Below are 14937 nucleotides of genomic sequence, written 5' to 3'. Positions count from 1 at the left end.
AAATAGAATGTAAAGGAGGAAAAAGCAGTGGGTGACAATCTGGTAAAAAAAATTTTAAAAGAGCATTTGGTGGCCGGCGAACTGATTCCGGGGCAAGAAATTGCCATCAAAATAGATCAAACTCTGACGCAAGACGCCACGGGGACCATGGCTTACCTGCAGTTTGAAGCAATGGGAGTCCCACGGGTAAAGACGAAACTGTCAGTCAGTTACGTCGACCACAATACGCTGCAGTCAGGTTTTGAAAATGCCGATGACCACCGGTTCCTACAAAGCATTGCCTCCAAATACGGCATCTATTTTTCCCGTCCTGGCAACGGTATTTGCCATCAAGTACATTTGGAGCGGTTTGGAGTACCGGGCCAAACTCTTTTAGGTTCAGACAGCCACACCCCTACCGGTGGGGGCATTGGCATGCTGGCTATCGGTGCCGGAGGCCTTGATGTGGCCGTGGCCATGGCCGGAGGACCTTTCTATTTAACCATGCCTAAAGTTGTCAAGGTTCATTTAACCGGTGAACTTAACCCCTGGGTATCAGCCAAAGATGTCATTTTAGAAGTGTTACGCCGTTTAAGTGTTAAAGGCGGAGTAGGCAAAGTAATTGAGTACGGTGGACCGGGTGTGGCGACTTTAAGTGTGCCCGAACGGGCAACCATTACCAATATGGGCGCTGAATTAGGCGCTACTACCTCTGTTTTCCCCAGCGATGAAGTGACAAAGTCATTCCTTAAAGCCCAGGGCAGGGTGGAAAGCTGGGTTGAGCTTCTACCCGATGCAGATGCCGAGTACGATGAAATCATAGAAATCAATTTGTCTGAGCTTGAACCAATGGTGGCCCAGCCCCACAGCCCCGATGCCGTGAAAAAGGTCAGTGAAGTCGGGCCGATTAAAGTGGACCAGGTTGCCATCGGCAGCTGCACCAACTCCTCTTACACTGACCTGATGCGGGTTGCAGGCATCCTGAAAGGAAAGATGGTACACCCCGATGTCAGCCTGTGTATTGCCCCGGGTTCGAGGCAGGTCTACCGCATGCTGGCTGAAAACGGCGCACTGGCAGATTTAATTGCCGCCGGTGCCAGGATTTTGGAATCGGCATGCGGCCCGTGCATTGGTATGGGACAGGCGCCTCCTTCAGGCGGCGTCTCTGTGCGCACTTTTAACCGGAACTTCCAGGGGCGCAGCGGCACAGCCGATGCCCAAGTCTACCTGGCCAGCCCCGAAGTGGCCGCCGCTACCGCTTTAACCGGCGTTTTAACCGATCCGAGAACCCTGGGCCCTGGTATTATTGTAAATCAGCCTGAGCAATTTATCCTGGATGACCGGATGATTTTGCCTCCATCTCCCGAACCGGAAAAAGTGGAAATTATTCGAGGGCCAAATATCAAACCGCTGCCGGTAAATAAACCGTTACCCCGGGAGTTGTCGGGCGAAGTGCTACTGAAAGTAGCCGACAATATAACGACCGACCACATTATGCCGGCGGGAGCAAAAGTATTGCCCCTCCGTTCCAATATTCCCGCCATTGCCCAGCACGTTTTTGCGCCTGTAGACAGTGAGTTTGCCCAAAGGGCCCAGGCCAAAGGCGGAGGCTTTGTTGTAGGGGGCCATAATTACGGACAGGGTTCCAGCCGGGAACATGCGGCCTTGGCTCCAATGTACCTTGGCGTCAAAGCAGTAATCGCCAAGTCCTTTGCCCGTATCCACCGGGCTAACTTGGTGAACTTCGGCATCCTGCCGTTAACTTTCGTGCGGGAAACAGATTATGAGACCATCGAACAAGGTGATGTGTTAAAGTTTACTGACCTGCACAACCAATTGCTGAACGGCAATGTGCTGACCGTACAAAATGAAACCAAGGGTATAACCTTTGAAACAGAGCATAACCTCTCTCCCCGCTTTATTGAAATTATCCTGGCAGGAGGACTCCTCAATTATACAAAGGCAAAAGCTGAATAGCTATCAGCTATCAGCTTTCAGCCGTCAGCTTTTTATCTGGTTTAAAGCTGCTGATTCACGTCAGCAGCTTTTTTGTAAAGATAGCAGTCACCAGTCCGGAGCTTCTCCAAAAAAAGGCAGGCTATTAGGGCAGGAATCCGGGCCCCCGCCGCGAAAAAACTAAATATTGATTATCTGCGCTTTAAGTGCAGAAAGAAAATTGCTGGTTATGAAAGGAAGAATGACTTGGCTGAGCCTCAACTAAACAAAACGTTTAATTATAAAACCTCGATAATAATTGTATTATTGGCGTTAGCAGTTTTAGCTTTGAGCCTGTTACTTTGGTATATGCCCGGCTTTTTTACCTATCAAGATGAAAATGCGGTTTTAATTTGGAACGACAAAGCTTTTGCCAATGGTGAACTCCTGTTTAAACAAAACGAACCTTATCTATCCGTTAATACAATTAAGAGTACATTTGACCCCAATATTCACTGGGACCCGGAAGAGAAGCAGCTTATCATCACAACAGCAGACAAAGTAGTTAGAATGCATACCGAAAAACTGACAGTAAGCGTAAATAATAAACCCTTGCAGCTGGAGTTTCCAGTGCTGCTTGTCCAAGGGGAACCCTATGTCCAGCTAAAACCCCTAAAAAAAATTTATAATTTAAACCTGGCCGTTTGCCCAAAAGAAAACAGGGCAGTACTTTTGACTTCCGGTAAGCCACTGCAGAAAGCTGTGATAACAAAAGAAACAATACTGAGAACAGGACCAGGCCTCCGACATCAGCGTCTGACCAAACTGCCTATCGGTACTGAAGTCACGATTTTTAGTGAAGTTAACGGCTGGTACCATGTACTGTCCAACGGGCAATTGGGTTACGTGCAGGAGGACCCAGTTAATTTACGAAATATTGAGCTGGTTCCGCAGGGCATTGACAACTCATCGTACATTAAACCAAAAATACAAGGAAAAATTAATTTTACCTGGGAGCAAGTTAGCAAAGTCACGCCAGATACGTCCCGCATCACACCGCCGCCCGGCGTAAACGTTGTATCTCCCACCTGGTTTTATTTGAAAGATTCTGAAGGCACGGTGGGCAACAGGGCTGACGGCGCTTACGTCCGCTGGGCCCATTCCAAAGGCTACCAAGTTTGGGCCCTATTTAGCAATGATTTTAACCCGGAAAAAACCCACAATATTTTGAGGAGCGCGGCACTGCGGCAAAAGGTGATTAACCAACTCCTGATGTTTGCAGAGCTCTATGAATTAAATGGCATTAATTTAGATTTTGAAAATGTGTACTTGGAAGATAAAGATCTGCTGGTGCAATTCGTCAGAGAGTTGACGCCCCTGTTTCACGAGCAGGGCCTTACTGTATCCATGGACGTCACTGTTAAATCAAACAGTGCCAACTGGTCCCTTTTTTATAACCGTAAAGCGCTGGGAGAAGCAGTGGATTACATTATGCTGATGGCCTACGATGAGCACTGGTCCACCAGCCCAAAAGCAGGCTCCGTGGCTTCACTGCCCTGGGTGGAAAAAGGAATCCGCGGTCTTCTGGAGGAAGTCCCCAGGGAAAAACTGGTCTTGGGTATTCCTTTTTACACCCGCCTTTGGGAAGAAAAGCGGGACGATACAGGAAAAATAACAGTAAGCTCCCGCATTTTCAATATGGATACAGCTAAAGGTTGGGTAAAACAAAACGGGTTGACACCAAAGATAGATGCTTCCTCGGGACAAAACTTTGCTCAGCTGCAGCAAAATGGCTCCACTTTTAAAATCTGGCTGGAGGATGAACATTCTGTACGGCAACGCCTGGCCTTAGTTGATAAATATGGCTTGGCCGGTGTTGCCTCCTGGCGTCGGGGCTATGAAGAACCTCGCATCTGGGAAATAATCGCAGAGAATTTAAAAAAAACCCGCTAACTTAAAAGCTAGCGGGTTTACTTGTTCCCGTGGGACAATGCTTTTCCAAGGGACAAACGCCACAATCAGGGTTGCGGGCTTTGCATATTTTTCGCCCATGATAAATCAGCCAATGATGGGCCTGGGACCAATACTTTTGAGGAATGGATTGTTGCAACTGTAATTCCGTATTTAGCGGATCCTTAGCATAAGCTAAACCTAGGCGGTTGGCAACCCGGAAAACATGAGTATCTACCGCAATCGCATCTTGGCCGAAGGCGTTGCTCAACACTACATTGGCAGTTTTTCTACCTACCCCGGGTAATTCGGTTAGCTGCTCCAAACTCTCCGGAACTTGGCCGTTATACTTTTCCACAAGTATTTTACAAGTGGCAATGATATTTTTGCTCTTATTCTTATAGAGCCCACAGCCTTTAATGTGCTCCTCCAACTCTTCAGGCTTTAATTGAGCTAGCTCAGCAGGAGTTTTGTACTTTGCAAACAATTTAGCTGTGACTTTGTTAACCTGATTATCGGTGCTTTGAGCTGAAAGCATCGTAGCTATCAGCAGTTCAAAAGGATTGGAATAAATTAAAGCAGGTTTAGCATCCGGATACAATGATCGCAATGTTTCTAAAATCTTTCTATTCCTTTCTGCATGCATGCTGCTCACCATTTATTCCCTGTCAAACCTGCTGCTTGCTTCCTTGAGCATGGATCTAATCGGCAGGTTATAAGGGCAGCGTTCTTCACACAACCCGCATTCGGCACAGTCCTTGGCCTTTCGTTCCATTGCCCGGTACCTTTCCTCAGCCCAGCTTTGCAAACCATAGCGGGTATAGTAGCCATCCAGTAAAAATACCATCGGAATATTAACATTTTGCGGGCAAGGCAAGCAGTATTCACACCTGCGGCAGAAGGTTTTTCCCAAGGATTGAACTTGTTGCTCCAGTACTTCCCTTTCTTTTGGCGTCAGTGGTAATGCCCTTTCTCCCAAACTGCTGTTTTGCGCAACTTCTTCGACTGAAGCCATGCCGGGAATCACGGTAGTCACCGGATGCTCAAAAAGAAAGCGCAGCGCTAAATCCGAGTTAGACAGAGCCCCTCCCGCCAGTGGTTTCATCACAATTACCCCGAGCCCCAGCTCGGCTGCCAGTGGCAAAAGCATTTTAGCAGCTTCTTGCTCTACAGCGCTAAAGGGGAATTGCACCGTAGCAAAAGCGCCGGTTTTTACAGCCTTAACTAAGATTTCGGGCACATGCCCGGTAATGCCAATGTGCCTGATCCATCCTTTTGTCTGTGCTTCCCTTAAACCCTCTACTGCGCCGCCGGGAGCCATGACCGCATCTAAAGTAGCCTCATCCTTTACATTATGCAGCTGGTAGAGATCAATGGTCTTAACTCTTAAATTTTTTAAACTGACCTCCACATCTTTTAATATCTCGCTCTTAGTTTTAGCAGCGCTTTTGGTGGCAATGACCAGCTTACCGGGTGCATGATAGGAGCCAAAAACCCTGCCTAACTTTGCCTCGCTATCAGTATACCCCCTGGCGCTATCAAAGAAATTTATTCCCGCCTGAATGGCGGCAGAAACAACTTGCTCTGCACGAGCCTCATCAATTTTTTGAATGGGAATGCCACCCATGCCGACCAAGGACACGGAAAGCCCTGTCTTACCTAATGTACGGTACTGCATTGAAAGCCTCCTTGATTCATTTGAACGTATTTCTCCTACCATTCTAACTATTTACATTTAGCTTAGTCAAATAGTATAATATGATACTAGGATACCTATAGTAGTGGTAAGGTCTAGATCTAAGTTAGTTAACACGCTCCATTTCATGTCGGAATCAAGACAAGAAACGAAGCCCTAAAAACTTACCTGACCAATACCAAACTTAGGGTCAAATTTTCCGACAGGAAACGGAGGTTTTTTCTATGGTCTATCAAGACAAAGAACTGCAATGTAAGGAATGTGGAAGTACATTTGTATTCTCTGCAGGAGAACAGGAATTTTTTGCGGAAAAGGGTTTTCAAAATGATCCCAGCCGCTGCCCCAGCTGCCGTGCTAACCGTAAAAAGCAAAATTCAGGCGGAAGCGCCGGCAGGCCTCGTCAGAGCAGGGAACTTTTTACAACCACCTGTTCCAGCTGCGGAGCCCAAACCGAGGTTCCATTCAAACCTACCGGCGACCGACCGGTCTACTGCAGAGATTGTTTCCAAGCTAAAAAAAGATTTTAAAGTTGAGTAAGATCAAAGTTAGACCGGAGTTTAGCGCCCGGTCTTTTTACATGCCTTGCATTAACCCGCAGGCATGGCTCATTATAGATAGGTGATGCAACAATTTAAAACAACTCTCTATTTAAATTATTATAACAGCGATTGAAAGAACTGAATTTCCCGCCGGTAATTTTCCAAACCACCTGGAGTCTCAAGCAAAAAAGGCAGATGCTTTAATTTAGGATGCAGCACAACACGGCCTAGGGCCTCGGCCCCAATTAACCCTTCGCCAATATTAGCATGCCTGTCTTTTTTGCTGCCTAATGGCTGTAAGCTGTCGTTGAGATGTACCGCCTTCAGCCTGTCCAACCCTATAACGGCATCAAACTCAGTCAAAACTTGATCTAAATTATCCTTGACATCATACCCCGCACCAAACAAATGACAGGTATCCAAGCAAACTCCTACTTTTTCCTGATGCTCTACACCGGAAATAATTTGAGCTATTTCGGAAAAAGACCGGCCCACTTCTGTCCCCGAACCGGCCATAGTCTCCAAGAGCAGCATTGTAACGTTTTCTCCCTGCAGGATAAGATTTAAGGCATCTGCAATGCGCTTAGTGGCATAGTCCAGTCCTTTTCCTACATGACTGCCCGGATGTACTGCCAAAAAAGGTACCCCGATTGTATCCATCCGTGCCAGGTCCTCTGTCATTACTTTTATGGCCAGTTGCCAAAGATCATCTTTAGGAGAAGCCAGGTTAATAATATACGGGGCATGAGCCACAATAGGTCCGAACTCATAGGCCTGGATCTTATCTTTTGTCATTACCACATCCTTTGGATCCAATGCTTTAACTGCTGCACCCCTGGGATTGCGGCTAAAAAACTGCATGGTATTGCCCCCTATTTCCCGAGCCTGTTCCACTGCAGCGGCAAATCCTTTGCCAATTGAAATGTGAGCTCCGATATACAATGTAAAATCCCCTTCCCTTGCAACTTTAACTCTATAAGTATAGCAAATTAAATGTTGTCAAGAAAATAATTCTGCATAATTATTGTCCGATTGTAAATCTTATTAATGAATTACTAGATCATTAGTTTAATGCAGGGAGGTTAAATAATGAGTACAAAATGCCGCTTTACAGATTGCAAATGGTTTTTAGGCGGAGGGGAAGACGATGACCGTTGGGGCGGCTGAGGCAAATTACCGGTAGCTGAGTTCAGCTCCAACAGCATAAGCGACGGAAACTGCCCTTCCTGTTTTGAAGCAAAGTAGACCTGTGAGGATAACAGTCTGATAAAGCCACTGCAAACCGGTGGCTTTTTACTTAATATTTGCAAGTAGCAGCTGTTTCAGGTATAGTAATAATGATTTTAGCTGCCAAATTTTACAGATGGAGGGATTATAATGCACGTTACTGTCTCCTGGAAGGGTAAAATGGCGTTCGAAGGACTGTCCGGTTCCGGCCACCGGGTCATGGCTGACGCCCGGCCTGAAGTTGGAGGTGAGAATCGAGGACCGTCACCCATGGAACTTGTCCTCATCGGCTTAGGCGGGTGTACTGGTATGGACGTAGTATCAATCTTGGAAAAAATGCGCGTCAGCTATGATGATTTTAAAATCTCCATTTCCGCCGAAAGGAAGGAGGAACACCCCAAGACGTTCTCCCGGGTTTCTCTACTATATGAAATCTGGGGTAAAGATGTGCCTGAAGATAAGTTAAAGAGGGCTGTTGACTTAACCCAGGAAAAATACTGCAGTGTGCTGCACATGGTTAATAAAACTGCAGCCATCGAATATAGCTATAAAATACATCAAAGCTGACAAGAAATGAGTCCCCAGTCACCAGTTATATCTTTAATTACTGATGACTGGCGTACTGGGGATTATTATTACTAACGACTAATGACTAACTACGGCGTAACCTGCTGGTGACCAGGGACTGAACAACCCAGTTTTATTCACGGCAGAAACTGCTATTACCGATAAACTCCCTGATAATTGAATTGTTTGGCACCTCAAAATCTTCCATTGGTAAAAAGAAGGACAAAAACTTGAGCAGTCTTTTAGCCTCCGAGTATTCAGGCTGCTGGGCATCGATAGCCTGGAGCAGGGGCTCGGCATATCTTTTGAGTACCGCCAGTTCATAGACCAAGTGAGAGTTAAACATCACATCGGCATCCTCTTGGAAAGGAAAAATATTCCTTTCCTCACCCCTTCTCACCTTAGGCCAGATTTTAATCGTCTTTAAGGCATCATGGGACCGAAACTGGCTATCCCGTACAATTCTTCTAATAATCCTGGCATCAGTAGTGGGAATCCGGTTATGGCTATCAATGTTCAACTGAGTTAATGCGCTGACGTATATTTTGAATTTGCTGCCTCTGGGAATTGCAGCCGTTAGCTTCTCATTTAAGCCATGGATCCCCTCGATGATAATGGGCTGATCTCTTTTAATTCTGATTTTCCTGCCCCTGTATTCCCGCTGCCCCGTTACAAAATTAAAAGTAGGCAGTTCCACTTCAGCGCCCTGAATGAGTTTTGTCAGGTGCTCGTTAAACAAGTCCAATTCAATTGCCTCCAGCGCCTCGAAATCCGGTTCGCCTTTTTCATCCAGAGGGGTCTTATCCCGAGATACAAAATAGTCATCCAAAGAAATGGAAATGGGCTTTACCCCGTTTACCCTGAGCTGCACGGATAACCGCTGGGCAAAAGTGGTTTTACCCGAAGAAGACGGACCGGCAATCAAAATTATGCGGATTTGGTCCCGCTCTTTAGTGATTAAATCGGCGAAATGGGCAATCTTTTTTTCGTGGAAAGCCTCTGAAACCCTGATCAAATCATCCGCATGCCCTGCCGCAATCTGATCATTCAACGCACCTACATCGGTAACTTCCAGAATACGTGCCCATTTTTCCGCTTCCCGGAAGACGCTGAACAGCTTGGGCTGCTCCTTATACTCCGGGATTGCCTCAGGATTAAATTTGTCGGGGTAACGCAGTATAAAGCCGGGCATGTAATACTTCAATTCAAATTTTTTTAGAAAACCGGTGCTTGGCACCATATAACCATAAAAATAGTCCCTGAGCCAGCCGCAGCTGTAGATGGTAATGGTTGGTTTTTCCCGGTATTTCAAAAGCCTGACCTTATCCATTTGCCCTTCTTTTTCAAATAGTTTAATCGCTTCGTTCAAGGGGACCGTATCTTTGTGGAACGTTATATCCTGTTCCACCAATTCCCGCATGTGGTTTTCAATTTTTCGTACATCTTTTTCGGTAATCGGGTCTTTATTATGCAGCTCACAATATAAACCCTTGCTGATGGAATGTTCTATCGTTACTCTCGCTTCAGGAAAGATCTCACCCACGGCTTTAATGAGCAAAAACGAGAGGCTGCGCTGGTAAATCCGGAAACCGTCATCAGTAGTAAGATCTAAAAATTCCACCAGAGCATCTTCTTTTAGCTCAAAATTCAGATCTTTAACCGCGTTATTAACTTTTGCAGCTACTATGGTTGATTTATAGTTTTGTTGCGCTTCCTTACTTAATTCCAGCAGCGTAGTACCTTCCCCTACTTCCTGAACAGTTCCGTCGCTATAAGTTATCTTGATTTTTCCCAAGCTATTCACCGCCTTCCAGGTACAAATACTAGTTTAAGAGCTATTCAAAGATTAAATACAGTAATCTTACTTTAACAGCTGATAGACCTCATTTAGTCCTTTTTTCGGTCTCGGTCCAGGACGGTTGGCAGGTTTGCCGATAGGAATAAAGGCCATCAAGCGGTGTCCGTCGTCCAACCCCAAAATTTCTCTGATGGGCTCGGCAGCAATTAAAGGGTCACACATCCAGCATGCCCCGTATCCTTTCGCCTCAGCAGCCAAGAGCAGGTTTTGAATGGCTGCTCCGATGGACTGAATATCGGCATGGGCTAAATGATATTTTATCTTTTCTTTGTCGTAACCGTGTCTGCTTAGCATATCAATATAGTCGGGATCATAATATTTGTATTCGGTCATAAACACCGCAATGGTTACCGGCGCCTTGGTATAAAAGTTTATGGCCTTCTTTCTGGCTTCCAACTTGTTTTCAAACCCCTTGGCCTCCGGCCATTCTTTCATCTTATCCAATTCCGCGTTTACCGCCTGTTCGCACTTGCTCAGAATTTCCTTGTTTTTGATGGCTATAAACTTCCACATTTGGTTGTTACATGCACTCGGGGCCTGATTGGCCGCTGCCACGATCTCCTCCAGTACAGAATCGGGCACATCTTCCGATGTGTATTTTCTAATGCTCCTGCGCTGAGCAATTATTTCCCATAAATCGTTAGTCATGTTGCTTACCTCCTAAAAAATGCTGCTAATATTACTTTATTACTTTGCTTTCGGAAACGATTTTCCTGCTAGAAATATATTACTCTTTTTTTGCAAATAAGAGGTAAAAGAAATCCTTAAACCTTTCATATCCTTCTACGCTAAAACCCGATGCTGCAAGAAAGGATTCAGTCTCTTTTTCACTCAAACGCTCCCCTTTAGGTGGTCCTGCTTCCATCTCTTCTTTAACCCATTCTAAAATGGTCAGCCGGCCACCAGGTACCAAGGTCCGCCGCACTTCAGACAAAAACTCCAACGGCTGTTTAACCTCGTGCAGCACCATAGCCATAAAAGCTAAGTCTACCCGACCATTTTCTAGGGGCAGCTTATTTTCTGCCGATTGTAAAAAAGTGATGTTATGCAGCGCCTGTTCCTCTGCTCTCCGCCGGGCTTCAGCCAACATTATCTCACTGATGTCCAGGGCATAAACGTGCCCTTTTTTAGCTGCAACAGCTAAAGGAATGGTGAAATTGCCTATGCCGCAGCCAATATCAGCTATAATTGCGGTTTCATCAATTTTTAACAAAGGGACAAGCTCATGGGGCGGTAGCATTTTTCGCCGCTGTGGGCTGTCTAATTTTTTTAGTTTCTCAGAGCTGAATTTATGCATAATACACTCCTTGCAGTTTCCAGTGAAATTCCTGGACAACTTCAATTTTTGTTGTTATCTTGTTATAAAGCAGAGACTTGCTCATCCATGGATAATAAGGAGTTAAAACATGCTGCATTTGTTAGAAAATTGTACCCTTTGTCCACGCCAATGCGGTGTCAACCGCTTAGCGGGGGAACTGGGCTACTGCCGGTGTGGGGCAAATATTAAAGTAGCCAAAGCATTTCTGCACCAGTGGGAAGAACCATGTATAAGTGGCGTAACTGGTTCAGGCACCGTGTTTTTCTCCCACTGCAACTTGAATTGTGTTTTTTGCCAGAACTACCGGATCAGTCAGGAGCATCTCGGTCGGGAAATTACAATCGAGCAACTGGCGCAAATTTTTCTGAAGTTACAAGCTCAGGGAGCCCATAACATCAATTTGGTTTCCCCTACCCTCTATGTACCGCACATAGCGGAGGCCTTGCTGCTTGCCAAAAAAGCAGGCCTGTCGGTCCCGGTAATTTATAACTCCAATGGTTACGACTCAATGCCCGCTTTACAGGCAATTTCAGGCCTGGTAGATATTTATCTGCCAGACCTAAAATATTATGACGATTTTTTGGCGCAAAAATACTCTAAAGCCCCGCGTTACTTTCATTTTGCCAGCCAAGCGGTGTTGGAAATGCACCGCCAAGTGGGCAACCCTGTTTTTTCTAGCGACGGTTTACTGACGCAGGGCTTGATTATCCGCCACCTGCTTTTGCCGGGTTTCTTGGAACAATCCAAGCAAATTTTATCATGGATTAAACAAAATCTGCCCAGTGATGTATATCTCAGTCTTATGGCCCAGTATACTCCCCTTTATCAAGCGGCCTGTTATCCGGAACTTAATACTAAAGTCACTGCTTCCGAATACGAAACCTTAATCGACTTCTTTTTTGCAATTGGATTGGAAAACGGTTTTGTGCAGGAGCTGGAAGCAGCAAGCGATGAATTTGTTCCCGATTTTGACTTGTCGGGTGTAGATCCGCTTTAACGAATTAGCTTTTCTGTTTATTCTTTCGATATTTTAATTTCCGCATTCTTAGGCAAGGCAAAACCGGCGCTTACTTCCACCGCTTTAATAATACCTGCAGGTACGGGACAACCCGGGTGGGGGCAGTATTTGGAAGCCAATTCATAAACTTTAGTAGAACCTATCTTAGCAAATACTTCTTTCATGGCTTCCAACTCTTTTAGTTCTTCCGCCAACTTTTGAATATTGGGGCACCCGCTGTTAATCTCCAGATTTACCTTCATCATGTCCCCGGAAGCATTGACCTCCGTTTTAAAACCGCAAACCCCGGCATCGATTTCCGCTTTTACCATAATAAAATTCCTCCTCCACTATAATTTTAGTAATAGAAGTTCAACTTTAGATTTGAAATACCTCCTTACTTAAGGGATAATAATTAATTAAGGCATAAAATATTTGCAAAAATAAAAGCGAGGTAAAAAATAGTGGAAGGACCTCATTTATCTTATTTGGTACAAAGTCCGGAGCAAAATGTTACGGTAGCATATATCCTTCGGACCAGGCTGCAGCTTTCCCGTTCACTGGTAACCAAATTAAAACAGCATTCCAAAATCAAAGTAAACGGAATTGCTGTGCTAGCTAATTACCGGGTTCAACCAGGTGACACGGTTACAGTAGATTTGAATCTGCCAGAAAAGAACTGTATCGCCCCGGAGAACCTGCCCCTGGAAATAATTTACGAGGACGCCGATTTCCTGGTAATTAATAAGCCTCCGGGCATGCCCGTTCACCCTTCGCGGCTTCACCAGTCAGGCACTCTGGCTAACGCGGTGGCCTACTACTGGCAACAACAGGATAAACATACCCTTTTCCGGCCTATAAACCGTCTGGACAAGGACACTTCCGGCTTAATCCTGATTGGTCAGAATCATTTTGCACATCAAGGGATAGCCAAACAGCTGGCGCAAAAAACAGTGTTACGGGAATACACTGCTTTAGTAGAAGGGGTAATTACCCAGGATCGGGGTATTATTGATGAACCTATTGCCCGCAAAGAAAACTCCCTAGTCAGGGTTGTTGTTCCCCGTAGCCGGGATGGTGTGTCTGCCAAAGGACAGCGGGCAATCACCCATTTCCGGGTTTTGCAGCGTTTTCAAACTGCCACTTTAGTTGCTTTAAAACTTGAGACCGGGCGCACCCACCAAATCAGGGTACACTTAAGCTTTATCGGCCACCCTGTATGCGGCGATACTCTGTATGGGGGCTCTACCGCTCTGCTGGGCCGACAGGCTTTACATGCAGGGCTCCTTTCCTTTTGGCATCCCCGTACAGGAAAAACATTAACTTTTACTTGCCCCCTGCCAGCTGACGTGCAAAAAGCTATCGCTCTGTTGGAAATAAAGAAAGCTTGGCTTGCGCCCAGCTTATAAGCGCGCCAGAATTTCTAGCGTTGTGTTTACACAATGCGTAGAAATTCCAGTCCTTTAGGGCGCCAGAATTTCTAGCGTTGTGTTTACACAATGCGTAGAAATTCCAGTCCTTTAGGACCGGCGGAAGCCCTAGTTGCACTTACGCAAATCAGAAAAGTCGATCAACTTTCTGATTTGCCAAAGTAAAAGGACTTGAAGAAAAGGCTTCACTTACAGACATACTTTAAAAAACATTGGAATGGAAAACCCGGCCCGCCGGGTTTTTATTTTTGCAGTTTCTTCCGCCTTGACAAGCTGAAGCGTTTTAGTAGACTTATATGTAGTTTAAAGAAAGAAGGACTTAATGTGAACTACTCTAATTTAATAAAGGAATTTGCCATTATCACCGGTACTTATTTCATTGGCGAAGCACTGTCCGGAATCTTGCAGTTGCCTATACCCGGCAATGTCTTAGGCATGATCTTGCTGGCGATCCTGATTTTAAGCGGTTTAATTAAAATGGAGCAAGTGGAAACTGCTTCAGCCATGCTCTTAGATAACCTAGCCTTGTTTTTCATACCGCCCGGAGTTGGGTTAATGCTCTATTTTGAACTTATTTCCAGTGAATTTGTTGCCATCGTGGCCACTGCGACTATTAGCACCTTGTTGGTATTAGGCATAACCGGTAAGATCATGGACTTGGCTTTAAACCATAAACGGAAAGGAACTTTTTATGACTGATCTCTTTGTAGAATTGACCAGACAACCGGTTTTTGGGGTAAGTCTAACTTTGACTGCTTATCAAATAGGGTTACTTATTCAAAAAAAGACTCGCTCTGCTGTCGCTAACCCTATGCTGCTGGCCACCAGCCTGATCATCTTATTCCTGACAACTGCAAAAATTCCCTATGAAACTTATAACGCCGGGGCAAAAATAGTGAGCTTTTTTTTAGGTCCCGCTACCGTAGCTTTAGCTGTTCCTCTCTGCAAACAGATTAAAATCCTGGCGCGCAACTGGCAGGCAGTTCTAATCGGGGTAATAACAGGTTCTTTAACGGGAGTGGCCACCTCCCTGCTTATTGCTCTGCTGTTCAAAGCTTCACCCCAAGTGGCTTTATCTTTGGTACCCAAATCGGTAACAACCCCCATCGCCATGGAAGTCGCCCGCACCCTCGGAGGAATCCCCCCTTTAACCGCAGGGGTGGTTCTTATTGCCGGTTTGATTGGTGCTTTAATCGGGCCAGAAATCCTGTCTCTGTTCGGGGTAAAAAATGAAGTAGCGCGGGGAATCGCCATGGGAGCAGCTTCCCACGCCCTGGGTACTACCCGAGCCATGCAGGAGAGTGAACTGCAGGGAGCCATGAGCGGCGTTGCCATCGCATTGGTAGGAATTACGACCGCCCTCCTGGCACCTTATGCAGCGAAACTTGCAGGATTTTAGCAGCGAAATTATTTCTGGCGCCGCAGAAAACAAAAACTCCTC

General features: G+C 45.7%; 15 protein-coding genes. 8 read left to right on the top strand and 7 right to left on the bottom strand.

The features are described 5' to 3' along the window. The first annotated feature begins 27 nt into the window (after nucleotides 1-27). Both EYS13_RS01365 and EYS13_RS01360 read left to right on the top strand, forming a co-directional pair. Nucleotides 28-1956: an aconitate hydratase gene (locus EYS13_RS01365; protein WP_227765211.1), complete on the top strand. Its 1929-nt coding sequence runs from the start codon at nucleotides 28-30 to the stop codon at nucleotides 1954-1956. A gap of 306 nt (nucleotides 1957-2262) precedes the next feature. Beyond that, on the top strand, nucleotides 2263-3867 hold the full coding sequence (locus EYS13_RS01360) for a glycosyl hydrolase family 18 protein (RefSeq protein ID WP_227765210.1): 1605 nt from the start codon (nucleotides 2263-2265) through the stop codon (nucleotides 3865-3867). Between the two features lies 1 nt (nucleotide 3868). Here EYS13_RS01360 and nth read toward each other — a convergent pair whose 3' ends face one another. Together nth and EYS13_RS01350 are read right to left on the bottom strand one after the other, a co-directional pair. Then, a complete protein-coding gene (gene nth / locus EYS13_RS01355) occupies nucleotides 3869-4510 on the bottom strand; it encodes an endonuclease III (protein WP_227765208.1) in 642 nt (213 codons plus the stop codon). Between the two features lie 12 nt (nucleotides 4511-4522). Next, nucleotides 4523-5542, bottom strand: a complete 1020-nt coding sequence (locus EYS13_RS01350) for an aldo/keto reductase (protein WP_227765205.1) — start codon at nucleotides 5540-5542, stop codon at nucleotides 4523-4525. A gap of 242 nt (nucleotides 5543-5784) precedes the next feature. On the opposite strand from EYS13_RS01350, the gene EYS13_RS01345 reads away from it, so the two are divergent. Further along, complete coding sequence (locus EYS13_RS01345) at nucleotides 5785-6087, top strand: zinc-ribbon domain containing protein (RefSeq protein WP_227765203.1); 303 nt, start codon at nucleotides 5785-5787, stop codon at nucleotides 6085-6087. A 129-nt stretch (nucleotides 6088-6216) separates the two neighbouring features. On the opposite strand, the gene EYS13_RS01340 is transcribed toward EYS13_RS01345, so the two are convergent. Beyond that, nucleotides 6217-7041, bottom strand: a complete 825-nt coding sequence (locus EYS13_RS01340; RefSeq protein WP_227765201.1) for a deoxyribonuclease IV — start codon at nucleotides 7039-7041, stop codon at nucleotides 6217-6219. A 435-nt stretch (nucleotides 7042-7476) separates the two neighbouring features. Between EYS13_RS01340 and EYS13_RS01335 the strand changes: the two genes are divergently transcribed. Next, nucleotides 7477-7893, top strand: a complete 417-nt coding sequence (locus tag EYS13_RS01335) for an OsmC family protein (RefSeq protein WP_227765200.1) — start codon at nucleotides 7477-7479, stop codon at nucleotides 7891-7893. A gap of 133 nt (nucleotides 7894-8026) precedes the next feature. On the opposite strand, the gene EYS13_RS01330 is transcribed toward EYS13_RS01335, so the two are convergent. From EYS13_RS01330 to EYS13_RS01320, 3 genes are all read right to left on the bottom strand, one after another. Next, the gene (locus EYS13_RS01330; protein ID WP_423055293.1) at nucleotides 8027-9697 is read right to left on the bottom strand and encodes a nucleoside kinase; all 1671 of its coding nucleotides are present in this window, start codon (nucleotides 9695-9697) and stop codon (nucleotides 8027-8029) included. 57 nt (nucleotides 9698-9754) lie between these two features. Beyond that, nucleotides 9755-10399, bottom strand: coding sequence for a nitroreductase family protein (locus EYS13_RS01325; RefSeq protein ID WP_227765197.1), 645 nt, complete (start codon nucleotides 10397-10399; stop codon nucleotides 9755-9757). Between the two features lie 79 nt (nucleotides 10400-10478). Next, nucleotides 10479-11048 (bottom strand): class I SAM-dependent methyltransferase, encoded by a 570-nt coding sequence (locus EYS13_RS01320; protein ID WP_227765195.1) that lies wholly within the window; start codon nucleotides 11046-11048, stop codon nucleotides 10479-10481. 109 nt (nucleotides 11049-11157) lie between these two features. Here EYS13_RS01320 and EYS13_RS01315 point away from each other — a divergent pair, with 109 nt between their 5' ends. Then, complete coding sequence (locus EYS13_RS01315; RefSeq protein WP_227765193.1) at nucleotides 11158-12066, top strand: radical SAM protein; 909 nt, start codon at nucleotides 11158-11160, stop codon at nucleotides 12064-12066. Between the two features lie 17 nt (nucleotides 12067-12083). Here the strand turns inward: EYS13_RS01315 and EYS13_RS01310 are convergent, their stop codons facing one another. After that, on the bottom strand, nucleotides 12084-12398 hold the full coding sequence (locus EYS13_RS01310) for a DUF6951 family protein (RefSeq protein WP_227765191.1): 315 nt from the start codon (nucleotides 12396-12398) through the stop codon (nucleotides 12084-12086). Between the two features lie 132 nt (nucleotides 12399-12530). On the opposite strand from EYS13_RS01310, the gene EYS13_RS01305 reads away from it, so the two are divergent. The 3 genes from EYS13_RS01305 to EYS13_RS01295 all read left to right on the top strand — a co-directional run bounded on the left by EYS13_RS01305 (nucleotide 12531) and on the right by EYS13_RS01295 (nucleotide 14895). Next, nucleotides 12531-13475: an RluA family pseudouridine synthase gene (locus EYS13_RS01305; RefSeq protein WP_227765189.1), complete on the top strand. Its 945-nt coding sequence runs from the start codon at nucleotides 12531-12533 to the stop codon at nucleotides 13473-13475. 345 nt (nucleotides 13476-13820) lie between these two features. Next, nucleotides 13821-14195, top strand: coding sequence for a CidA/LrgA family protein (locus EYS13_RS01300; protein ID WP_227765187.1), 375 nt, complete (start codon nucleotides 13821-13823; stop codon nucleotides 14193-14195). Further along, nucleotides 14188-14895: an LrgB family protein gene (locus EYS13_RS01295; RefSeq protein WP_227765185.1), complete on the top strand. Its 708-nt coding sequence runs from the start codon at nucleotides 14188-14190 to the stop codon at nucleotides 14893-14895. The genes EYS13_RS01300 and EYS13_RS01295 overlap by 8 nt, the downstream gene beginning before the upstream one ends. Nucleotides 14896-14937: the final 42 nt, after the last annotated feature.

The sequence above is a fragment of the Zhaonella formicivorans genome (genome assembly GCF_004353525.1).
Lineage (GTDB): Bacteria > Bacillota > DUOV01 > DUOV01 > Zhaonellaceae > Zhaonella > Zhaonella formicivorans.
The sequence above is the reverse complement of the archived record's forward strand: the minus strand, read 5'-3'. Positions and strand labels throughout refer to the sequence as shown.